Source organism: Mongoliibacter ruber (assembly GCF_003003005.1).
Classification (GTDB): domain Bacteria; phylum Bacteroidota; class Bacteroidia; order Cytophagales; family Cyclobacteriaceae; genus Mongoliibacter; species Mongoliibacter ruber.
In genome coordinates this window covers 141,097-160,436 of sequence record NZ_PVTR01000008.1, presented here as the reverse complement: position 1 = coordinate 160,436, position 19,340 = coordinate 141,097, and the positions used below count along the sequence as shown (strand labels likewise).

The 19,340-nt window shown below is 38.7% G+C and carries 28 protein-coding genes; all 28 read left to right on the top strand.

From position 1 onward, the window contains the following. Window positions 1–4: 4 nt before the first annotated feature. Window positions 5–4,318: a DNA-directed RNA polymerase subunit beta' gene (rpoC, locus tag CLW00_RS14445; RefSeq protein WP_106134408.1), complete on the top strand. Its 4,314-nt coding sequence runs from the start codon at window positions 5–7 to the stop codon at window positions 4,316–4,318. Window positions 4,319–4,387: 69 nt separating this feature from the next. Then, entirely contained in the window at window positions 4,388–4,717 is a 330-nt protein-coding gene (locus CLW00_RS14440; RefSeq protein WP_106134407.1) for a DUF3467 domain-containing protein, read from the top strand. A gap of 100 nt (window positions 4,718–4,817) precedes the next feature. After that, window positions 4,818–5,207 (top strand): 30S ribosomal protein S12, encoded by a 390-nt coding sequence (rpsL, locus tag CLW00_RS14435; RefSeq protein ID WP_106134406.1) that lies wholly within the window; start codon window positions 4,818–4,820, stop codon window positions 5,205–5,207. 23 nt (window positions 5,208–5,230) lie between these two features. Then, window positions 5,231–5,698, top strand: a complete 468-nt coding sequence (gene rpsG / locus CLW00_RS14430) for a 30S ribosomal protein S7 (RefSeq protein ID WP_106134405.1) — start codon at window positions 5,231–5,233, stop codon at window positions 5,696–5,698. A gap of 6 nt (window positions 5,699–5,704) precedes the next feature. Further along, on the top strand, window positions 5,705–7,825 hold the full coding sequence (fusA, locus tag CLW00_RS14425; protein ID WP_106134404.1) for an elongation factor G: 2,121 nt from the start codon (window positions 5,705–5,707) through the stop codon (window positions 7,823–7,825). A gap of 13 nt (window positions 7,826–7,838) precedes the next feature. After that, window positions 7,839–8,144 (top strand): 30S ribosomal protein S10, encoded by a 306-nt coding sequence (gene rpsJ, locus CLW00_RS14420; RefSeq protein WP_106134403.1) that lies wholly within the window; start codon window positions 7,839–7,841, stop codon window positions 8,142–8,144. Between the two features lie 256 nt (window positions 8,145–8,400). Further along, the gene (gene rplC / locus CLW00_RS14415) at window positions 8,401–9,033 is read left to right on the top strand and encodes a 50S ribosomal protein L3 (protein ID WP_106134402.1); all 633 of its coding nucleotides are present in this window, start codon (window positions 8,401–8,403) and stop codon (window positions 9,031–9,033) included. A 4-nt stretch (window positions 9,034–9,037) separates the two neighbouring features. Continuing rightward, window positions 9,038–9,667 (top strand): 50S ribosomal protein L4, encoded by a 630-nt coding sequence (gene rplD, locus CLW00_RS14410; RefSeq protein WP_106134401.1) that lies wholly within the window; start codon window positions 9,038–9,040, stop codon window positions 9,665–9,667. Window positions 9,668–9,671: 4 nt separating this feature from the next. Next, complete coding sequence (gene rplW, locus CLW00_RS14405; RefSeq protein WP_106134400.1) at window positions 9,672–9,959, top strand: 50S ribosomal protein L23; 288 nt, start codon at window positions 9,672–9,674, stop codon at window positions 9,957–9,959. A gap of 13 nt (window positions 9,960–9,972) precedes the next feature. Further along, window positions 9,973–10,797 carry a 50S ribosomal protein L2 gene (gene rplB, locus CLW00_RS14400; RefSeq protein ID WP_106134399.1) on the top strand — a complete coding sequence of 275 codons (825 nt, stop codon included), beginning with the start codon at window positions 9,973–9,975 and terminating at the stop codon, window positions 10,795–10,797. Between the two features lie 2 nt (window positions 10,798–10,799). Continuing rightward, window positions 10,800–11,078: a 30S ribosomal protein S19 gene (gene rpsS / locus CLW00_RS14395; RefSeq protein WP_009034213.1), complete on the top strand. Its 279-nt coding sequence runs from the start codon at window positions 10,800–10,802 to the stop codon at window positions 11,076–11,078. A 2-nt stretch (window positions 11,079–11,080) separates the two neighbouring features. Beyond that, a complete protein-coding gene (rplV, locus tag CLW00_RS14390) occupies window positions 11,081–11,473 on the top strand; it encodes a 50S ribosomal protein L22 (protein ID WP_106134398.1) in 393 nt (130 codons plus the stop codon). A 9-nt stretch (window positions 11,474–11,482) separates the two neighbouring features. Beyond that, window positions 11,483–12,217, top strand: coding sequence for a 30S ribosomal protein S3 (rpsC, locus tag CLW00_RS14385; protein ID WP_106134397.1), 735 nt, complete (start codon window positions 11,483–11,485; stop codon window positions 12,215–12,217). A gap of 23 nt (window positions 12,218–12,240) precedes the next feature. Further along, complete coding sequence (gene rplP, locus CLW00_RS14380; RefSeq protein ID WP_106134396.1) at window positions 12,241–12,660, top strand: 50S ribosomal protein L16; 420 nt, start codon at window positions 12,241–12,243, stop codon at window positions 12,658–12,660. Between the two features lie 8 nt (window positions 12,661–12,668). Next, window positions 12,669–12,863 (top strand): 50S ribosomal protein L29, encoded by a 195-nt coding sequence (rpmC, locus tag CLW00_RS14375; protein ID WP_106134395.1) that lies wholly within the window; start codon window positions 12,669–12,671, stop codon window positions 12,861–12,863. Window positions 12,864–12,870: 7 nt separating this feature from the next. Further along, window positions 12,871–13,134 (top strand): 30S ribosomal protein S17, encoded by a 264-nt coding sequence (rpsQ, locus tag CLW00_RS14370; protein WP_106134394.1) that lies wholly within the window; start codon window positions 12,871–12,873, stop codon window positions 13,132–13,134. 2 nt (window positions 13,135–13,136) lie between these two features. Beyond that, on the top strand, window positions 13,137–13,505 hold the full coding sequence (gene rplN / locus CLW00_RS14365; RefSeq protein ID WP_106134393.1) for a 50S ribosomal protein L14: 369 nt from the start codon (window positions 13,137–13,139) through the stop codon (window positions 13,503–13,505). 2 nt (window positions 13,506–13,507) lie between these two features. Beyond that, window positions 13,508–13,852 (top strand): 50S ribosomal protein L24, encoded by a 345-nt coding sequence (gene rplX / locus CLW00_RS14360; RefSeq protein ID WP_106134392.1) that lies wholly within the window; start codon window positions 13,508–13,510, stop codon window positions 13,850–13,852. Beyond that, on the top strand, window positions 13,845–14,405 hold the full coding sequence (gene rplE / locus CLW00_RS14355) for a 50S ribosomal protein L5 (RefSeq protein ID WP_106134391.1): 561 nt from the start codon (window positions 13,845–13,847) through the stop codon (window positions 14,403–14,405). Before rplX ends, rplE begins: the two co-directional genes overlap by 8 nt. 2 nt (window positions 14,406–14,407) lie before the next feature. Then, on the top strand, window positions 14,408–14,677 hold the full coding sequence (gene rpsN / locus CLW00_RS14350; protein ID WP_106134390.1) for a 30S ribosomal protein S14: 270 nt from the start codon (window positions 14,408–14,410) through the stop codon (window positions 14,675–14,677). 85 nt (window positions 14,678–14,762) lie between these two features. Beyond that, complete coding sequence (gene rpsH / locus CLW00_RS14345) at window positions 14,763–15,158, top strand: 30S ribosomal protein S8 (protein ID WP_106134389.1); 396 nt, start codon at window positions 14,763–14,765, stop codon at window positions 15,156–15,158. Between the two features lie 9 nt (window positions 15,159–15,167). Further along, a complete protein-coding gene (gene rplF, locus CLW00_RS14340) occupies window positions 15,168–15,725 on the top strand; it encodes a 50S ribosomal protein L6 (protein WP_106134388.1) in 558 nt (185 codons plus the stop codon). Window positions 15,726–15,730: 5 nt separating this feature from the next. Beyond that, window positions 15,731–16,081 carry a 50S ribosomal protein L18 gene (rplR, locus tag CLW00_RS14335; RefSeq protein ID WP_106134387.1) on the top strand — a complete coding sequence of 117 codons (351 nt, stop codon included), beginning with the start codon at window positions 15,731–15,733 and terminating at the stop codon, window positions 16,079–16,081. 9 nt (window positions 16,082–16,090) lie between these two features. Next, on the top strand, window positions 16,091–16,609 hold the full coding sequence (gene rpsE, locus CLW00_RS14330) for a 30S ribosomal protein S5 (RefSeq protein ID WP_106134386.1): 519 nt from the start codon (window positions 16,091–16,093) through the stop codon (window positions 16,607–16,609). 4 nt (window positions 16,610–16,613) lie between these two features. Then, the gene (rpmD, locus tag CLW00_RS14325) at window positions 16,614–16,793 is read left to right on the top strand and encodes a 50S ribosomal protein L30 (protein WP_211300199.1); all 180 of its coding nucleotides are present in this window, start codon (window positions 16,614–16,616) and stop codon (window positions 16,791–16,793) included. 2 nt (window positions 16,794–16,795) lie between these two features. Continuing rightward, window positions 16,796–17,242 carry a 50S ribosomal protein L15 gene (gene rplO / locus CLW00_RS14320; protein ID WP_106134384.1) on the top strand — a complete coding sequence of 149 codons (447 nt, stop codon included), beginning with the start codon at window positions 16,796–16,798 and terminating at the stop codon, window positions 17,240–17,242. Window positions 17,243–17,246: 4 nt separating this feature from the next. After that, window positions 17,247–18,569, top strand: coding sequence for a preprotein translocase subunit SecY (gene secY, locus CLW00_RS14315; RefSeq protein ID WP_106134383.1), 1,323 nt, complete (start codon window positions 17,247–17,249; stop codon window positions 18,567–18,569). After that, the gene (gene map, locus CLW00_RS14310; protein WP_106134382.1) at window positions 18,566–19,339 is read left to right on the top strand and encodes a type I methionyl aminopeptidase; all 774 of its coding nucleotides are present in this window, start codon (window positions 18,566–18,568) and stop codon (window positions 19,337–19,339) included. The genes secY and map overlap by 4 nt, the downstream gene beginning before the upstream one ends. Window position 19,340 lies beyond the last annotated feature (1 nt).

The window sequence follows — 19,340 nt, the reverse complement described above, 5'->3', positions numbered from 1 at the left end:
AATTATGGCGTTCAGAAAAAACAAAAAACTAAACAACGACTTCTCAAGAGTCACTATTAGTTTGGCCTCTCCAGAATCTATTCTGGATAGTTCACATGGTGAAGTGACGCAGCCCGAAACAATCAACTACAGAACTTACAAACCAGAAATGGGCGGTTTGTTCTGCGAAAGAATTTTCGGTCCTGTTAAAGATTGGGAATGTCATTGTGGTAAATATAAGCGCATAAGATATAAAGGTATCATCTGTGACAGATGTGGTGTTGAAGTGACTGAAAAGAAAGTAAGAAGAGAGCGTATGGGGCACATCGAATTGGTGGTTCCTGTTGCTCATATCTGGTATTTTAAGTCTCTTCCTAACAAAATAGGTTATTTGCTAGGTCTTCCTACCAAAAAACTTGATCAGATTGTATACTATGAAAGATATGCTGTAATCCACCCAGGAATCAAAGCTGAGGATGGAATTCAGTACTTAGACTTTTTGACTGAGGACGAGTATTTGGATATCATGGACAAGCTTCCAAAAGAAAACCAAATGCTTGATGATGATGATCCTAATAAGTTCATCGCTAAAATGGGTGCTGAAGCAATTGAGATGTTGTTGGCAAGATTGGATCTTGATGACCTCTCTTACAGCCTAAGACACCAAGCAGCTACAGATACTTCTCAACAAAGAAAAGCTGAGGCCTTGAAAAGGTTGAAAGTGGTAGAGGCATTCAGAGACGCAAGAACAAGGATTGAAAATCGTCCAGAGTGGATGGTCGTAAGAATGGTTCCGGTTATTCCACCGGAATTGAGACCATTGGTGCCTTTGGATGGTGGTAGATTCGCTACATCTGATTTGAATGATCTTTATAGAAGGGTTATTATCCGTAATAACCGTTTGAAAAGATTGATAGATATCAAGGCTCCTGAGGTGATCTTGAGAAACGAAAAGAGAATGTTGCAGGAAGCTGTGGATTCTTTATTTGATAACTCAAGAAAAGTCAATGCTGTAAGATCCGATGGTAACAGAGCTTTGAAATCACTTTCTGATATGTTGAAAGGGAAACAAGGTCGTTTCCGTCAAAATCTTTTGGGTAAAAGGGTTGATTACTCTGGCCGTTCTGTAATTGTAGTTGGACCTGAGTTGAAACTTCATGAATGTGGTTTGCCTAAAAATATGGCGGCCGAACTATTCAAACCTTTTATTATCAGAAAACTGATCGAAAGAGGTATTGTAAAGACAGTAAAGTCAGCCAAGAAAATTGTAGATCGTAAAGATCCAGTTGTTTGGGATATTTTGGAAAATGTACTTAAAGGACATCCGGTTCTTTTAAACCGTGCCCCAACCCTACACAGATTGGGTATTCAAGCATTTCAGCCAAAATTGATCGAAGGAAAAGCGATACAATTGCACCCATTGGTTTGTACTGCATTCAACGCCGATTTTGATGGTGATCAAATGGCAGTTCACGTTCCACTTGGACACGAAGCCATTTTGGAAGCATCTACATTAATGCTTTCTTCTCATAATATCCTCAACCCTGCAAATGGGGCTCCTATTACTGTTCCGTCTCAGGATATGGTTTTGGGTCTTTATTATGTAACAAAAGGGAAAAAATCTACTCCTGAAGAAATTGTTCTTGGAGAAGGAATGACATTCTTTGGTGTAGAAGAAGTTATCATAGCCTTGAATGAGGGCAGGATTTCCCAACACGCAAACATCAAGTGTAAAGTAAGTGTGAGGGATGAAAATGGTGAACTTTCCAATAAAATTATAGATACAGTTGCGGGTAGATTGATCTTCAATCAGTTTGTTCCTGAACAAGTAGGTTTTGTTAATGAGCTCTTGACCAAGAAAAAACTCCAGCAAATTATTTCTGAGGTAGTCAAAATCTGTGGTGTAGCAAGAACTGCTCAGTTCCTTGATGATATCAAACATCTTGGATTCCAAATGGCTTACACAGGTGGACTTTCAATGGGATTGAACGACGTTATTATTCCAGAAGAGAAAGATCCTTTGATTGCTAAAGCAAAAGAAGAAGTTGAACAAGTGGTAAATAACTACCAGTTTGGTTTGATTACTGACAATGAGAGATACAATCAGGTAATTGACATCTGGACCAGAACCAACTCCAATTTGACCAATATTTTGATGCGTCAAATGGAAGAGGATAAGCAAGGTTTCAATGCAATCTACATGATGATGCACTCTGGAGCTAGGGGTTCAAGAGAACAAATCCGTCAGCTCGGGGGGATGAGGGGACTAATGGCCAAGCCGCAGAAAAACCTTCAAGGTTCTGTTGGTGAAATCATTGAAAACCCAATTCTATCCAATTTTAAAGAAGGTCTTGATGTATTGGAATACTTTATTTCAACCCACGGTGCCCGTAAAGGTCTTGCAGATACTGCATTGAAGACAGCGGATGCTGGTTACTTGACAAGACGTCTTGTTGATGTAGCGCAGGATATGATCGTGTCTGAAGAAGATTGTGGTACATTGAGAGGTCTTGTTGTTTCTGCATTAAAAGATAATGATGAAATCGTAGAACCTCTATCTGAAAGAATTTTGGGTAGGGTGTCTGTACATGACGTATACGATCCAATTTCTGAAGAACTTATTGTTTCTGCAGGTGTTGAGATCACAGAGGAAATAGCTAAAATAGTTGATGAATCAGCTATAGAAGAAGTCGAAATCAGATCAGTTTTGACTTGTGAGACCAGAAGAGGTGTTTGCGGTAAGTGTTATGGCCGTAACCTAGCCACTGGCGGCATGGTTCAAAATGGTGAATCTGTTGGAGTTATTGCTGCTCAATCAATCGGTGAACCTGGTACACAGTTGACGCTAAGAACATTCCACGTGGGTGGTACAGCTTCTAACATTTCTGCTGAATCAAACATCATTGCCAAATTTGAAGGTATTGTTGAGTTTGAAGAAGAATTGAGATGGATAGAAACTACCAACAAAGATGGAGAGCCAGTTTCAATCGTCATGGGTAGGTCTGGTGAAATAAAAATCAATGATGTGAAATCTGGTAAAGTTCTGGTTTCTAACCACGTACCATATGGAGCTACTTTGAATGTAAAAGACGGTCAAAAAATTGGTAAAGGAGAATCACTTTGTACTTGGGATCCATACAATGCCGTTATTCTGTCAGAATTTGACGGTAGTGTGGAGTTTGATTCGATACTCCAAGGTATTACCTTCAAGGAGGTAGTAGATGATCAGACTGGATACAGAGAAAAAGTAATTATTGATACCAAAGATAAAACGAAGAATCCAGCTGTAGTTGTAAACTATGGTGGAGAGGAATCTAAGTCATACAATATTCCTGTTGGAGCTCACCTTTCTGTAGAAGAAGGTGAAAAAGTTCGAGCAGGACAAATCTTGGTGAAAATTCCGAGATCAGTAGGTAAAACACGAGATATTACTGGAGGTCTTCCAAGAGTAACTGAATTGTTTGAGGCAAGAAACCCTTCCAACCCGGCGGTTGTTTCTGAGATTGACGGTGTGGTTACTTATGGAGGTATCAAGCGTGGAAATAGAGAAATTTTCATCGAATCTAAAGATGGGGTTAAGAAGAGATACATGGTATCCCTTTCCAAGCATATCTTGGTTCAGGAAAATGACTTTATCAGAGCTGGTGAACCACTATCCGATGGAGCAATCACTCCAAACGATATCCTTTCTATCAAAGGTCCTACTGCTGTTCAGGAATATCTTGTCAATGAAATTCAGGAAGTTTACAGACTTCAAGGTGTGAAAATCAACGATAAACACATTGAGGTAATAGTAAGCCAAATGATGCAGAAAGTCGAAATTTTGGATGCTGGAGATACCAATTTCCTTCAAAACCAAATCGTAGACAAATGGGCGTTTAGAGAAGAGAATGATAACATTTTGGATAAAAAAGTTGTCATGGATGCAGGTGATTCTTCTACACTTAAACCGGGAATGATTGTGACAGCCCGAAGACTTAGGGACGAAAACTCTAGTCTGAAGCGTAAGGATATGAAGCTTGTACAGGTAAGAGATGCTGAAACAGCTGTATCGAAACCTACACTTCAAGGTATTACTGCAGCTTCCTTAGGTACCGAAAGCTTTATATCAGCGGCTTCTTTCCAAGAGACTACTAAGGTGTTGAGTGAAGCTGCCATTAGAGGTAAGCGTGACGAATTGTTGGGATTGAAAGAGAATGTGATCGTTGGTCACCTCATCCCTGCAGGAACAGGTCAAAGACGTATTCAAAACATCATTGTCGGTTCTCAGGATGATTATGATAGACTTTCAGGAGAAAAAGAAAGATCTATGAAAAAGTCCAAAGAGTCAGTTAAGTAAATAGAGATTTGTAATAATAATTAAAAGGCCTGTAGACTACAGGCCTTTTTTAATCAAATGTATCGAGATATGGAAGACGATAAAATACCAAACAATTCTCCGGATCAGCAGATCAACGTGGAATTGCCAGAAGAAATAGCTGAAGGTATCTATTCAAACCTTGCGATGATAGCACACAGTAATTCTGAATTCGTGGTTGATTTCATCAGACTTATGCCAGGAGTACCTAAGGCTAAAGTCAAATCTAGGATAATAATGACTCCCGATCATGCCAAAAGGTTACTAGCAGCATTGAAGGATAATATCAGTAAATATGAAGCCGCTTTTGGGAAAATCGAAAGTGGTTCAGAAGGACCAAGTTTCCCAATGAATTTTGGGGGGACTTTCGGTGAAGCCTAATAAAATATAACAGCTTAATTTTGTTTGTTTTACCTATTTGGCTACCTTTGCAGTCCAAAATTCACAAGTTTAAGGAAGTTAAATTAATTTTATCTATTAAATGCCTACTATACAACAGTTAGTAAGAAAAGGTAGAACCACTCTTGAGACCAAATCCAAGTCTAGAGCTTTGGATGCATGTCCTCAAAGAAGAGGTGTATGTACAAGGGTGTACACTACCACTCCAAAGAAGCCTAACTCCGCTATGAGAAAAGTAGCTAGGGTAAGGTTGACAAATGGTAAAGAGGTCAATGCCTACATTCCAGGTGAAGGTCACAATCTACAGGAGCACTCGATCGTCTTGATCAGAGGTGGTCGTGTGAAGGATCTTCCGGGTGTGCGTTACCACATTATCAGAGGTGCACTGGATACTGCAGGAGTAAAAGACCGTAAGCAAGGTCGTTCTAAGTACGGTGCTAAGCGTCCAAAGGCCGGCGCAGCAAAAAAATAATTGATTAAAAACATTACAAGAAAATGAGAAAAGCGAAACCAAAGAAGAGATATATTCTTCCTGATCCAAAGTTCAACGATACTTTGGTAACGAAGTTCGTTAACTGCCTGATGGTGGATGGTAAGAAGAGTATTGCTTACAAAATCTTCTACGATGCAATCGAGAAGGTTGAAGAAAAAGTAGGTGAGAACGGTCTTGAGGTTTGGAAAAAAGCGCTTAACAATATTACTCCAGCTGTAGAGGTGAAGAGTCGTAGGGTTGGTGGTGCTACATTCCAGGTTCCAATGGAAGTTAGACCTGAAAGAAAAGTGTCTCTAGGTATCAAGTGGATGATCACTTATGCCAGAAAAAGAGGTGAGAAGACCATGATGGATAGACTTGCAGGTGAAATCATTTCCGGTGCTAAAGGAGAAGGTGCAGCTGTGAAGAAAAAAGACGATACCCATAGAATGGCAGAAGCGAATAAAGCATTCTCACACTTTAGATTTTAATTGATAATGGCTAGAGATTTAAGATACACTAGGAACATTGGAATTGCAGCACACATTGATGCTGGAAAAACAACTACTACAGAAAGGATTCTTTTTTATTCAGGTGTCAGTCACAAAATAGGTGAAGTTCATGATGGAGCTGCTACTATGGACTGGATGGCTCAGGAGCAGGAGAGAGGTATTACCATTACTTCTGCCGCTACTACAGTTTTCTGGAATTACAGAGAACAGAAGTATCAAATCAACATCATTGATACCCCAGGTCACGTTGACTTCACTGTAGAAGTTAACAGGTCATTAAGGGTATTGGATGGTCTTGTATTTTTATTTAGTGCTGTTGATGGTGTTGAGCCACAATCAGAGACTAACTGGAGACTTGCAGATAATTATAAAGTTGCTCGTATTGGTTTCGTTAACAAAATGGACCGTGCAGGAGCTAACTTCCTTGAAGTTTGTAAACAAGTGAAAGAAATGTTGGGAAGTCATGCAGTTCCTTTGCAGCTTCCTATAGGCGCCGAAGATAAATTCAGAGGTGTAGTTGATTTGATCAACAACAGAGCTATCGTTTGGAATGAGGATGATTTCGGAATGACTTTCGAAGAGGTTCCAATTCCAGAAGATATGAAGGAAGAAGTTGCTCAGTATAGAGAATATCTTCTAGAGTCAGTAGCTGAATTTGACGAATCTTTGATGGAGAAATTTTTCGAAGATTCAGAATCAATTACTGAAGCTGAAATTCTTGCAGCACTTAGAGAGGCTACTATTCAAATGAAAGTAGTCCCGATGGTCTGTGGTTCATCTTTTAAAAATAAAGGTGTGCAGACTATGCTTGATCTCGTGATGGAATTATTGCCTTCTCCATTGGATAAGGATGATATTTTTGCTCATGAATTAGATAGCGAAGAAAGAAACGTTAGAATAACTCCAAATGAGAGTGAGCCTTTTACCGGATTAGCATTCAAAATTGCTACAGATCCTTTTGTAGGCCGCCTTTGTTTCGTTAGAGCGTATTCTGGTGTTCTTGAGTCAGGTTCTTATGTATATAATAGCCGTTCAGGTAATAAAGAGCGTATTTCTAGAGTGTTCCAAATGCATGCCAACAAGCAGAATCAGATCCCTAGATTACAAGCTGGTGATATTGGTGCAGTAGTTGGTTTTAAAGATATCAAAACAGGTGATACGCTTTGTGACGAAAGCCGCAAAGTAGTATTGGAATCAATGATTTTCCCAGAGCCGGTTATCGGATACGCAATTGAGCCTAAAACTCAAGCTGATGTTGACAAACTAGGTATGGCCATCGCAAAACTTGTTGAAGAAGATCCAACTCTTGTAGTAAATACAGACCACGAAACTGGTCAGACTATCTTGAGAGGTATGGGTGAGCTTCACTTGGATATCATCATTGATCGTTTGAAAAGAGAATTCAAAGTTGAAATCAACCAAGGTGCTCCTCAGGTTGCTTATAAAGAAGCTTTGTTTGCAAACGTTGAACACAAAGAAGTTTACAAAAAACAATCAGGTGGTAAAGGTAAATTTGCCGATATCGTGTTTGAACTTGGACCAAAAGAAGCTGATGCAGAAAGTGGTGAAATCAAACCAGGACTTGACTTTGTAAACGGAATTGTTGGTGGTGTGATTCCTAAGGAATTTATTCCTGCAATTCAGAAAGGTTTCAATGAGGCTATGAAAAATGGACCTCTTGCTGGCTATCCAGTAGAAGCTATGCGAGTACGATTATTTCACGGATCCTTCCATGATGTCGATTCTGATGCACTTTCTTTTGAATTGGCAGCAAGAATTGGATTCAAAGAAGCAGCTAAAAAAGCGAAACCACAATTACTTGAGCCTATCATGGCAGTAGACGTGGTTACTCCGGATGAATATACAGGTCCTATTACTGGTGATTTGAATAGAAGAAGAGGTTTGATGAAAGGTATGGATACTAAAGGTACTTCTACCGTAGTTAAAGCTAGTGTTCCTCTTTCAGAGTTATTCGGTTACGTTACGGATTTGAGAACCATCACATCTGGAAGAGCAACCGCATCACTTACATTCTCTCACTATGAGCCTGTGCCAAATAACATTGCTGAAACTGTTATTGCAAAAGTTAAAGGTGAGAAAGCCTAAATCTTAGAAGAAAATGAATCAAAAAATCAGAATAAAACTAAAATCATACGATCACACATTGGTGGATAAGTCATCAGAAAAGATCGTAAAGGCGGTTAAATCTACCGGTGCTATTGTGGTAGGGCCAATTCCTTTGCCAACTAAAAAGGAAAAATTCACCGTGTTGAAATCACCACACGTTAACAAAAAAGCAAGAGATCAATATCAACTTTGTACATACAAAAGATTGGTAGATATCTATAGCAATAGTTCAAAAACTGTTGATGCTTTGATGAAAATCGAACTTCCAAGTGGGGTAGATGTTGAAATCAAAGTCTGACATAGCTTTAGAACATTATTAAACGAAAACCTGTCCGCATTAATGGATAGGTTTTTCTTTTGTATTTGAATAAAAAAAAGATTGAGAACTGCATTGAGATATTGTTCTCCTTTCAAATTCCAAATTTATTTTCGTAAATATTTGAAAATATTATAGTTGGGGTTTGCTAGGCGAATTATAATTTCTAACTTTGCAGTCCTTAAAAAGCACCCATCTGCTTAAGCACTTGGGTTTCAAGATTATTATATAACAGAAGATGTCTGGAATAATAGGTAAAAAAGTAGGAATGACTAGTATTTTCAGTGCCGATGGACGTAATGTCGCATGCACGCTAATAGAAGCTGGTCCTTGCGTAGTGACGCAAGTAAAAAATGTTGAAACAGACGGGTACAAAGCTGTTCAATTGGCGTATGGTGAGCGTAAGGAGAAGAACACTCCTAAGCCACTTATCGGGCACTTCAAAAAGGCCGGTACTACGCCAAAACAGAAAGTTGTTGAATTCAGGGACTTTAGGGTCGAATTCGAAGGTCAGGTTGATCTTGGAAAAACTGTTGAAGCTGGTCAAGTATTCGTAGAAGGTGACTTCGTCGATGCAATCGGAACTTCAAAAGGTAAAGGTTTCCAAGGTGTAGTTAAAAGGCATGGTTTTGCTGGTGTCGGTGGTCAAACTCACGGTCAGCACAACAGAGCAAGACACCCAGGATCTATTGGTGCTTGTTCATGGCCTTCAAGAGTATTCAAAGGTATGAGAATGGCTGGTAGAACAGGTGGTGACAGGGTTAAAGTAATTAACCTTAGAGTCTTGAAAATCTATCCAGATAAAAACTTGCTATTAGTGAGTGGCTCTGTTCCTGGTCCAAAAAATTCTTTCGTTATTCTAGAGAAGTAAGCATATGGAATTAGCAGTATTAAAACAAAACGGAGAAGACACAGGTAGAAAGATCACTCTTTCTGATGACATTTTCGCCATTGAGCCTAATGATCATGCGATCTATCTGGATGTGAAACAATATTTGGCCAACCAGAGACAAGGTACTCATAAAGCCAAAGAAAGAAATGAAATTGCTGGATCTACTAAAAAGATCAAAAAGCAAAAAGGTACTGGCGGTGCTAGAGCAGGTTCTATTAAATCGCCTTTGTTCAAAGGTGGTGGTAGAGTGTTTGGTCCAAGACCAAGGAACTACTCTTTCAAACTCAATAAAAAGTTAAAGCAATTGGCAAGAAAGTCAGCTTTATCTTACAAGGCCAAGGAAAATGGTTTGACAGTATTGGAAAATGTATCCTTTGATACTACCAAGACTAAGAACTATGTAGCCTTTTTGAACGGATTAGCCCTAGCTGATAAAAAGACGCTGTTGGTGCTTCCTGAAAACAATACACACGTGTATTTATCTAGCAGGAATTTACCAAAAGCAAAAGTAATCACCGTTGAAAGTATCAATACCTATGAATTGCTTAATGCAGATAATTTGGTGTTGTGTGAAGGTTCAGTAAGTAAGTTGGAAACCCTTTTATTGCAGTAAGAAAATGGATATACTAAAAAAACCTTTGATTACGGAAAAGATTTCTGCTATGAACGAACAAGGAATCTATGGATTCATTGTTGAGAAAAAAGCTTCAAAGCCAGAAATCAAAAAGGCCGTTGAGAAAATGTATGATGTCAAAGTGGTTGAAATACGTACCATGAGGTATGCAGGTAAGCCAAAGACAAGATATACAAAGACTAAAATTGTATCCGGATTCAGCAATGCCTTCAAGAAGGCTATCGTACAGGTGGCTGAGGGTGATATTATTGATTTTTACGGAGAAATTTAATTGAATCATAATCATGGCAGTTAAAAAATTAAAGCCTGTAACCCCAGGAACCAGATTTAGAGTTGCTCCAGCGTTTGACGAAATTACAAAGTCAACGCCAGAGAAAACTTTATTGGCTCCTAGGTCTAAGTCAGGCGGTAGAAATAGTTCAGGAAAAATGACTACCAGGTATATCGGTGGTGGTCATAAGCAGAGATATAGAATCATCGATTTCAAAAGGGATAAATTTGATGTACCAGCTGTAGTGAAAGCTATAGAGTACGATCCAAACAGAACCGCAAGAATCGCTCTTTTATATTACAAAGATGGAGCAAAAGCTTACATCATCGCTCCACAAGGATTGGTCGTTGATCAAGAAATCGTAGCAGGTGATTCTGTAGCTCCTGAAGTAGGTAACGCAATGAGAATAATCAATATTCCGTTGGGTACTATCGTTCACAACATTGAGCTGAAGCCTGGTAAAGGTGGTGCCCTAGCAAGAAGTGCTGGAGGTTATGCTCAAGTAGTAGCGAGAGATGGGAAATATGTTACAATCAAATTGCCTTCAGGTGAAATGAGACTTGTTCTCGGAACTTGTATGGCAACTGTTGGAATTGTTTCTAATGGAGACCATATGAACGTTGTCTTAGGTAAAGCTGGTAGAAAACGTTGGTTAGGAAGAAGACCAAGGACAAGAGGTGTAGCCATGAACCCAGTAGATCACCCAATGGGTGGTGGTGAAGGTCGCTCTTCAGGTGGTCATCCGAGATCTAGAACAGGCTTACTTTCTAAAGGTAAGAAAACAAGATCTCGTAAAAAGTATTCTAACAAATTCATCATCAGTAAAAGAACCAAGTAATTATGGCACGTTCATTAAAAAAAGGCCCTTATATAGAGCATCACTTGGCGAAAAAAGTAGATGTAATGAACGAATCTGGGAAAAAGTCTGTGATCAAGACTTGGTCAAGGAGATCTATGATTTCCCCGGATTTCGTAGGTCATACCTTTGCTGTGCATAATGGTAATAAATTCATACCTGTTTTTGTAACTGACAACATGGTCGGTCACAAATTGGGAGAATTTGCACCTACTAGAAATTTCAGAGGTCATATCGCCAAAAAAGATAAAGGAAAGAGATAATCATGGAAGCAGTAGCAAGATTAAATAACGTTCCTACTTCTACTCGCAAAATGCGATTGGTAGCTGACCTCGTGAGAGGTAAAAGAGTAGGACATGCATTAAGCATATTGAAGTTCACCCCCAATCATGGTGCAATCAGGTTGGAGAAGCTTCTACTTTCTGCAGTTGCCAACTGGCAGGCTAAAAATCCAGATGAAAAATTGGAAGAGGCTGACCTTTATGTAAAAACCATTTTTGTAGATGGTGGACGCATGTTGAAAAGACTAAGACCAGCTCCGCAAGGTAGGGCACATAGAATTCGTAAAAGATCAAATCATGTAACCCTTATTGTTGATTCTTTCAACAGTACAGAAGTTACCGCTGATGAAGTAGAAACAACTGAAAAATCTAATTAAAATCAGACTATGGGACAAAAAGTTAACCCTATTGGTTTTAGGCTTGGTGTTATCAAAGGTTGGGACTCCAATTGGTATGGAGGTAAAGACTTCGCTGAAAAGTTGTATGAAGATCAACAAATCAGGAAGTATGTACTTGCCAGAATTCCAAAAGGAGGCATCTCCAAGGTGATCATTGAAAGAACCTTGAAGAGAATCACCCTTACAATTCATACCGCTCGTCCGGGAGTTGTAATTGGTAAAGGTGGTGCCGAAGTTGATAAACTTAAAGAGGAACTCAAAAAATTGACTAACAAAGATGTTCAGATCAATATTTTTGAAATCAAAAGACCAGAACTTGATGCCAAATTGGTAGGTGAGTCAATTGCACAGCAATTGCAAGCCCGTATCTCTTTTAGAAGAGCTATGAAGCAATCTATCGCTGCATCTATGAGAGTAGGAGCGGAAGGTATCAAAATCAAACTTTCAGGAAGACTTGGAGGTGCTGAAATGGCAAGATCTGAAATGTACAAAGAAGGAAGAATTCCTTTGCATACACTAAGAGCTGACATAGATTATGCTATTTCCGAAGCCAATACTGTTTACGGAATTATAGGGATCAAAGTATGGATCTTTAAAGGCGAAGTATACGGTAAAAGAGACCTTTCTCCAAATGTTGGTGCTGCCAATGAGCCTAAGGGCGGTGGTAATGCTAGAGGAAAGAGAAGAGAAGGTGGTCCAAAGAGAAGAAAGAGAAATAACTAATTTCACCTTATAAGTGAGAAATCATGTTACAGCCAAAAAGAACTAAATATAGAAAAATGCACAAGGGTAGAGTCAAAGGACTTGCTCAAAGAGGGCACACGCTTTCTTTTGGCAACTTTGGTATCAAATCCCTTGAAGCAGGTTGGATAACGTCACGTCAGATCGAGGCAGCTCGTATTGCGATGACGAGAGCTATGAAAAGAGAAGGTCAGGTTTGGATCAGAATTTTCCCGGATAAGCCTATTACCAAAAAACCTGCAGAGGTTCGTATGGGTAAAGGTAAAGGTGCTCCTGAGTATTGGGTAGCGGTTATCAAGCCAGGAACAATCCTATTCGAAGCTACAGGTGTCAGTGTGGAAGTTGCGCAAGAAGCTTTGAGACTTGCACAGCAGAAACTACCAGTAAGTACAAAATTCGTAGTACGTAGAGATTACGTTGGATAATAAGAATTATGAAAAATTCAGAAATCAGATCACTTTCCGAAAGTGAAATCGTTGAGAGGTTAGCCTCTGAGAAGGAGAATCTTACCAAATTGAGGTTTGCTCATGCTATCTCTCCAATTGAGAATCCGAATAAAATAAAGGAGGCGAAGCGTAATGTAGCTAGACTACAAACGGCTTTGACTGAAAAAAAAATAGCTAAATAATACACAAATGGCTACTACTGAGAGAAATCTTCGAAAAGAAAGAATAGGAAAGGTAGTCAGCAACAAAATGGATAAGTCCATTACTGTTGCCGTAGAGAGAAGAGTGAAACACGCTATCTACGGTAAATTCGTTGCTAAGACTACAAAATTTATGGTTCATGATGAGAAAAATGATGCTAAGCAAGGCGATGTCGTCAAAATTAGTGAAACTCGTCCGCTGAGTAAGAACAAGCGTTGGAGATTAGTTGAAATAATTGAAAGAGCTAAGTAATTATGATACAACAAGAATCTAGACTAGGCGTAGCGGATAATTCAGGTGCTAAAGAAGTACTTGTGATCCGCGTGTTGGGAGGTACTGGTAAAAGGTATGCTTCCATAGGCGATAAGGTTGTAGTTACTGTTAAGTCAGCTCTATCTTCCTCCAGCATGAAAAAAGGTACCGTTTCAAAAGCGGTTATCGTGAGAACGAAGAAAGAAATCAGAAGAAAAGACGGCTCATATATCAGATTTGAAGATAATGCTGCTGTTCTTTTAAATAACAATGACGAGCCAAGAGGTACGCGTATATTCGGCCCAGTAGCGAGAGAGTTAAGAGAAAAGCAATTTATGAAAATTGTATCTTTGGCACCTGAAGTATTGTAATCATGGAAAGGAAATTTAATAAACAACCAAAATTGCATATCAGAACCGGTGATACTGTTAAAGTATTATCAGGTGATGACAAAGGTAAAACTGGTAATGTACTCTCTGTAAATCTTCAAAAAAGAAGAGCTTTCGTGGAAGGTATCAATATGGTGACCAAGCACGTGAAACCTACAGCTAACAATCCTCAAGGAGGAATTGAAAAAAGAGAAGCTTCTATTCATGTAAGTAACCTTATGTTGGTAGATCCAAAAACAGGTGAAGCTACTAGAACTGGTAGAAAAGCAGGAGAGAACGGAAAATTAGTTAGGTATTCTAAGAAAACTGGGGAGGTGATCAATGGCTAATCCTAGAGTTAAAGAAAGATATAATGCAGAGATAGTAGCTGCATTGAAGGAAAAGTTTCAGTACAGTTCTGTAATGCAAGTTCCTAAGTTGACCAAGATCGTGATTAACAAAGGTATTGGTGCTGCAGTAGCTGATAAGAAATTGGTAGATCAAGGTGTTGAAGAGCTTTCAATCATCGCAGGTCAAAGAGCAGTAGCTACAATAGCAAAAACTTCTGTTTCAAACTTTAAGTTGAGAGAAGGAATGCCTATCGGAGCAAAAGTTACCTTAAGAGGAGACAGAATGTATGAATTCTTGGACAGGTTGATGACTGTAGCTTTACCTAGGGTGAGAGATTTCAAAGGTATCAGCGATAAGGGTTTTGATGGAAGAGGTAACTACACTTTAGGTGTGACCGAACAAATCATTTTTCCTGAGATAAGCATTGATAAAGTAAATAGAATTTCTGGTATGGACATCACATTTGTGACGACTGCAAATACCGACGAAGAAAGCTATGCTCTTTTGAAAGCTTTTGGAATGCCTTTCGTTAACAAAAATAACCAAGATTAATTATGGCAAGAGAGTCACTTAAAGCACGCGAAAGAAAAAGAGAGCGCTTGGTAGCTAAATATGCTAAAAAGAGAGCTGAACTTAAAGCTGCAGGAGACTATGAGGCTTTGGATAAGTTACCAAGAAATTCCTCGGCGGTTAGATTACACAATAGATGTAAATTGACTGGTCGTCCTAAAGGATACATGAGGAAATTCGGAATCAACAGGGTTACATTTAGAGAAATGGCCTCTGCTGGTAAAATCCCTGGAGTCACAAAGTCTAGCTGGTAAAAAATAAACAAGAGTTTTTATTCTAAAAATCATTGTGTAACTTTGCACGCCCATTAAAGGGGCGTGTAGTTAGACTTATATAATTATGACTGATCCAATAGCTGATTATCTAACAAGATTAAGAAACGCCATAAAGGCGTCTCATAGAATCGTTGAGATACCTGCTTCTAATGTCAAGAAGGAGATCACGAAGGTGCTTCATGATAAAGGATACATTCAAAACTATAAATTTGATGAAAATGGCCCACAGGGTGTCATCAAAATAGCTTTGAAATACAATCCTTCTTCTAAGCAAAACGCCATCGTAAGCCTTAGCAGAATTAGCAAGCCAGGTTTGAGAAAATATGTAAAACATGAAGAATTGCCAAGAGTCATCAATGGTCTTGGTATTGCTATCATTTCAACTTCTAAAGGTATAATGACCGATAAAGAAGCCAGAACTGAGGGCGTTGGTGGAGAAGTACTTTGCTACGTATATTAATAGAACGTCATGTCAAGAATAGGTAAAAAACCAATAGATATACCGGCGGGTGTTACTGTAGACGTCACTTCTCATAATGAAGTGACTGTTAAAGGTCCCAAGGGTTCATTAAGTAGGGATGTGAATCCTGACATTACTGTTAAAGTCGAAGGCAATCAGGTGGTTGTTGACAGACCGACAGAATCAAAAAGACATAAATCTTTACACGGTCTTTACAGATCTTTGATCAATAACATGGTTATTGGTGTATCAGAAGGATACAAAAAAGAGCTGGAATTAGTGGGTGTAGGTTATAAGGCGTCTAACCAAGGTCAAGTTTTAGAACTTGCTTTAGGTTATTCACATAACATTTTCTTTGCTTTACCAGATACTATTTCTTTGAAAACAGAGACTCCTAAAGGTAAAAACCCTTTGGTTACTCTTGAAGGAATCGATAAGGAATTGGTAGGCCAAGTTGCTGCAAAAATCAAATCGTTACGTAAAGTTGAGCCTTACAAAGGTAAAGGTGTACGTTTCGTAGGTGAACAAATTAGACGTAAGGCTGGTAAAACTGCCGGTAAAAAATAATTAAGATGGCTTTTAATAAGAACTTAAGAAGACTTAGAATCAAGAAAGGTATTAGGAGAAAGATCTCTGGTACTGATTCAAGACCTCGTTTATCAGTATTTAAAAGCAATACTGGGATTTACGCACAATTGGTAGATGACCTTAAGGGTCATACTTTAGCACAGGCCTCTTCCAAAGAACTTGGAAATGCAAAGAATATTCAAGTTGCAGTCTCTAAAGAAGTTGGTAAAAAACTAGCTGAAAGAGCTGTTTCTAATGGTATCACTGACGTTGTTTTTGACAGAAGTGGATACTTATATCATGGTAATGTGAAAGCTCTTGCGGAAGGTGCAAGAGAAGGAGGCCTTAAATTTTAATCAGATATTATGTCTCAAGTTAAAAGAAAACCCATAAGGGCAACAGATACTGAACTTAAAGAAAAAGTAGTAGCTATCAACAGAGTAGCCAAAGTGGTGAAAGGTGGTAGAAGATTCTCTTTTTCTGCGATAGTAGTAGTTGGAGATGGCAATGGTGTAGTAGGTTACGGACTTGGTAAAGCCAACGAAGTTACAGATGCTATCACTAAAGGTATCGAAGATGCAAAGAAAAATCTTGTGAGGGTTCCGGTATTGAAAGGTACTATTCCTCATGAACAGTTAGGAAAATTTGGCGGTGGTTTTGTATTGATTAAACCAGCTTCACCAGGTACTGGTGTTATTGCTGGTGGTGCAATGCGTGCTGTGCTTGAAAGTGCTGGTGTTACAGATGTATTAGCCAAGTCCAAAGGTTCTTCCAACCCTCATAATGTTGTGAAGGCTACAATCGATGCGCTTGTACAGCTAAGAGATGCTATTGCTGTTTCTCAACAAAGAGGAGTTAAAATGTCAAAAGTTTTTAACGGTTAAGAAAATGGCAAAAGTTAAAGTAACTCAGATAAAGAGTATAATCAAGAGACCAAAAGATCAAAAAGCTACTATTATAGCAATCGGTCTTGGTAAGATTAACAGAACTGTGGAAGTTGAAAATACTCCTCAGATGGCTGGAATGATAAGGAAAGTAAGTCACCTTTTAAAAGTGGAGGAAGCTTAATCATGAAATTACATACATTGAAACCTGCTGAAGGTTCCATCAAATCAAGAAAAAGAATCGGACGTGGTCAGGGTTCTGGTAGAGGTGGTACTTCTACAAGAGGTCACAAAGGCGCCAAGTCTAGATCAGGTTATAAAACCAAGCTTGGATTTGAAGGTGGTCAAATGCCTCTTCAAAGAAGAATTCCTAAGTTCGGGTTTAAGAACTTGAACAGGATTGAATACAAGCCAATCAATCTAAACGCACTAGAAGAGCTAGCTAAAGCTGAGAACTTAGAAAGCATTACTTTGGAAACTTTAATCAATCATGGATTAGTTTCTAGAAAAGATGTTGTAAAAGTGTTAGGTAGAGGCGAACTTACAGCCAAATTAAATGTAAGTGCTCATTCTTTCTCTGCTTCCGCTATAGAAGCAATTGAAAAAGTAGGCGGAACAGTAAACAAGCTTTAAATAAATGAAAAAGTTTATCTCAACAGTTAAGAATATCTTTTCTATTGAAGATTTAAGAATCAGAATAATCAACACGATCGGTTTTCTGGTTGTCTTTAGATTAGGTTCTTTTATCGTACTTCCAGGTGTGGATCCTTCAAAGCTTGGAGATGCTCCTGAGGGTATCTTCGGTTTGATAGATACTTTCCTTGGTGGTGCATTTAGTAATGCTTCAATCTTTGGATTAGGTATTATGCCCTACATCTCTGCATCAATCGTTTTGCAGCTGTTAACTGTTGGGGTTCCTTATTTTCAGAAATTACAGAAAGAGGGTGAATCCGGTAGAAAAAGAATCAATCAGATCACCAGGGTACTTACCATTGCTATTACTGTAGCTCAGGGTATAGGTTACATTACTGCAACCATTCTTCCTACTGGTGCTGTGATGGTTAGTACTTCTCTCTTTATGTTTAGTTCTTTGGTACTTTTATCTGCTGGAACAATGTTCTGCATGTGGTTAGGAGAAAAAATCACTGAAAAAGGTATTGGGAACGGTATTTCAATGTTGATCATGATTGGTATTATTTCTGCTTTGCCAGGCGCAATTATAGCGGAAGCATTATCAAAAGGAACTTCAGGAATGTTATTGCTTATAATAGAGGCTGCAGTGCTTTTCTTTGTAGTGGTGGGAGTAGTTGCTCTTACAGAAGCTACCAGGAGGGTTCCAGTTCAATATGCCAAGCAAGTAGTGGGTGGTAAAGTCTATGGAGGTCAAAGACAATATATTCCGATAAAAGTAAATGCATCAGGTGTAATGCCGATTATATTTGCGCAGTCATTGATGTTCCTTCCTGCACTTATTGCGCAGATTTGGTCAGCTGACAATGATATTGCCAATTATATCGGAAGTACGTTTAGTGACTTCACTTCATGGCAGTACAACCTTGTGTTTGCTGTAATGATTATATTATTTACTTTCTTCTACACTGCCATTACTGTTAATCCAGAGCAAATTGCAGAAGATTTAAAAAGAAATGGAGGATTTGTGCCGGGTATTAAACCGGGTGCTCCTACGGCAGATTTTATTGATGGTATCATTTCTAAAATCACGCTTCCAGGTTCTATACTTCTATCTGTTGTTGCAATACTTCCAGCATTTGCGATAATAGCCGGTGTTGGTGGATCTTTCGCACAGTTCTACGGTGGTACATCTTTACTGATTATGGTAGGTGTTATCATGGATACATTAAGACAGATTGAGAGTTATTTGCTAATGAGACATTATGAAGGAATGATGAAAAGTGGAAACATGAAAAACAATCCTTCTAATTTTGCAGCCGCAATATGATTCATTATAAATCTTCGGAAGAAGTTGAACTAATAAAAGAAAGTGCTCAGATATTAGGTAAGGCCCACGGCGAAGTAGCGAAGTATGTTAAAGAAGGAGTAAAGACTTCTTTTCTAGATAAAATTGCAGAGGAGTACATCAGAGATAACGATGGTGTACCTTCTTTTAAAGGTTACAATGGTTTTCCATCCTCACTATGTATTTCAGTTAATGAGGTTGTAGTGCATGGTTTTCCAAGTGATTATGTTTTGAAAGATGGCGATATAATCTCAATAGATTGTGGAGTCTTTCACCAAGGTTTTCATAGCGATTGTGCTTATACTTACCCTGTCGGTGAAGTCTCCCCAAATGTTTTGTCATTGCTTAAAGCAACTAAAGAATCTCTTTATCTGGGTATTGAAAAAGCTCTAGCAGGAAATAGGGTAGGTGATATTGGTAATGCTATCCAAAAGTTTGTTGAAGCTAAGGGATACACTGTAGTGAGGGAGTTAGTTGGTCATGGTTTAGGTAAAAACCTACATGAATCTCCTGAAGTCCCCAATTACGGTAAAAAAGGTAGTGGTCCCATTTTAAAAGATGGTTTGGTAATAGCAATTGAACCAATGGTTAATCTAGGGACAAGAAACATTGTTCAAGAAAGAGATGGTTGGACGATTAGAACTGCTGATAGAAAACCTTCAGCACATTACGAACATACAGTAGCAATCTTTGAAGATAGGACTGAAATCCTAACTACTCATAAATACATAGAAGAAAATTTTAAATTCTAAA

Bases quoted from the DNA above. Each gene is read 5' to 3' on its own strand.
- rpoC (WP_106134408.1), top strand. From the start codon at position 5: ATGGCGTTCAGAAAAAACAAAAAACTAAACAACGACTTCTCAAGAGTC.
- CLW00_RS14440 (WP_106134407.1), top strand. From the start codon at position 4,388: ATGGAAGACGATAAAATACCAAACAATTCTCCGGATCAGCAGATCAAC.
- rpsL (WP_106134406.1), top strand. From the start codon at position 4,818: ATGCCTACTATACAACAGTTAGTAAGAAAAGGTAGAACCACTCTTGAG.
- rpsG (WP_106134405.1), top strand. From the start codon at position 5,231: ATGAGAAAAGCGAAACCAAAGAAGAGATATATTCTTCCTGATCCAAAG.
- fusA (WP_106134404.1), top strand. From the start codon at position 5,705: ATGGCTAGAGATTTAAGATACACTAGGAACATTGGAATTGCAGCACAC.
- rpsJ (WP_106134403.1), top strand. From the start codon at position 7,839: ATGAATCAAAAAATCAGAATAAAACTAAAATCATACGATCACACATTG.
- rplC (WP_106134402.1), top strand. From the start codon at position 8,401: ATGTCTGGAATAATAGGTAAAAAAGTAGGAATGACTAGTATTTTCAGT.
- rplD (WP_106134401.1), top strand. From the start codon at position 9,038: ATGGAATTAGCAGTATTAAAACAAAACGGAGAAGACACAGGTAGAAAG.
- rplW (WP_106134400.1), top strand. From the start codon at position 9,672: ATGGATATACTAAAAAAACCTTTGATTACGGAAAAGATTTCTGCTATG.
- rplB (WP_106134399.1), top strand. From the start codon at position 9,973: ATGGCAGTTAAAAAATTAAAGCCTGTAACCCCAGGAACCAGATTTAGA.
- rpsS (WP_009034213.1), top strand. From the start codon at position 10,800: ATGGCACGTTCATTAAAAAAAGGCCCTTATATAGAGCATCACTTGGCG.
- rplV (WP_106134398.1), top strand. From the start codon at position 11,081: ATGGAAGCAGTAGCAAGATTAAATAACGTTCCTACTTCTACTCGCAAA.
- rpsC (WP_106134397.1), top strand. From the start codon at position 11,483: ATGGGACAAAAAGTTAACCCTATTGGTTTTAGGCTTGGTGTTATCAAA.
- rplP (WP_106134396.1), top strand. From the start codon at position 12,241: ATGTTACAGCCAAAAAGAACTAAATATAGAAAAATGCACAAGGGTAGA.
- rpmC (WP_106134395.1), top strand. From the start codon at position 12,669: ATGAAAAATTCAGAAATCAGATCACTTTCCGAAAGTGAAATCGTTGAG.
- rpsQ (WP_106134394.1), top strand. From the start codon at position 12,871: ATGGCTACTACTGAGAGAAATCTTCGAAAAGAAAGAATAGGAAAGGTA.
- rplN (WP_106134393.1), top strand. From the start codon at position 13,137: ATGATACAACAAGAATCTAGACTAGGCGTAGCGGATAATTCAGGTGCT.
- rplX (WP_106134392.1), top strand. From the start codon at position 13,508: ATGGAAAGGAAATTTAATAAACAACCAAAATTGCATATCAGAACCGGT.
- rplE (WP_106134391.1), top strand. From the start codon at position 13,845: ATGGCTAATCCTAGAGTTAAAGAAAGATATAATGCAGAGATAGTAGCT.
- rpsN (WP_106134390.1), top strand. From the start codon at position 14,408: ATGGCAAGAGAGTCACTTAAAGCACGCGAAAGAAAAAGAGAGCGCTTG.
- rpsH (WP_106134389.1), top strand. From the start codon at position 14,763: ATGACTGATCCAATAGCTGATTATCTAACAAGATTAAGAAACGCCATA.
- rplF (WP_106134388.1), top strand. From the start codon at position 15,168: ATGTCAAGAATAGGTAAAAAACCAATAGATATACCGGCGGGTGTTACT.
- rplR (WP_106134387.1), top strand. From the start codon at position 15,731: ATGGCTTTTAATAAGAACTTAAGAAGACTTAGAATCAAGAAAGGTATT.
- rpsE (WP_106134386.1), top strand. From the start codon at position 16,091: ATGTCTCAAGTTAAAAGAAAACCCATAAGGGCAACAGATACTGAACTT.
- rpmD (WP_211300199.1), top strand. From the start codon at position 16,614: ATGGCAAAAGTTAAAGTAACTCAGATAAAGAGTATAATCAAGAGACCA.
- rplO (WP_106134384.1), top strand. From the start codon at position 16,796: ATGAAATTACATACATTGAAACCTGCTGAAGGTTCCATCAAATCAAGA.
- secY (WP_106134383.1), top strand. From the start codon at position 17,247: ATGAAAAAGTTTATCTCAACAGTTAAGAATATCTTTTCTATTGAAGAT.
- map (WP_106134382.1), top strand. From the start codon at position 18,566: ATGATTCATTATAAATCTTCGGAAGAAGTTGAACTAATAAAAGAAAGT.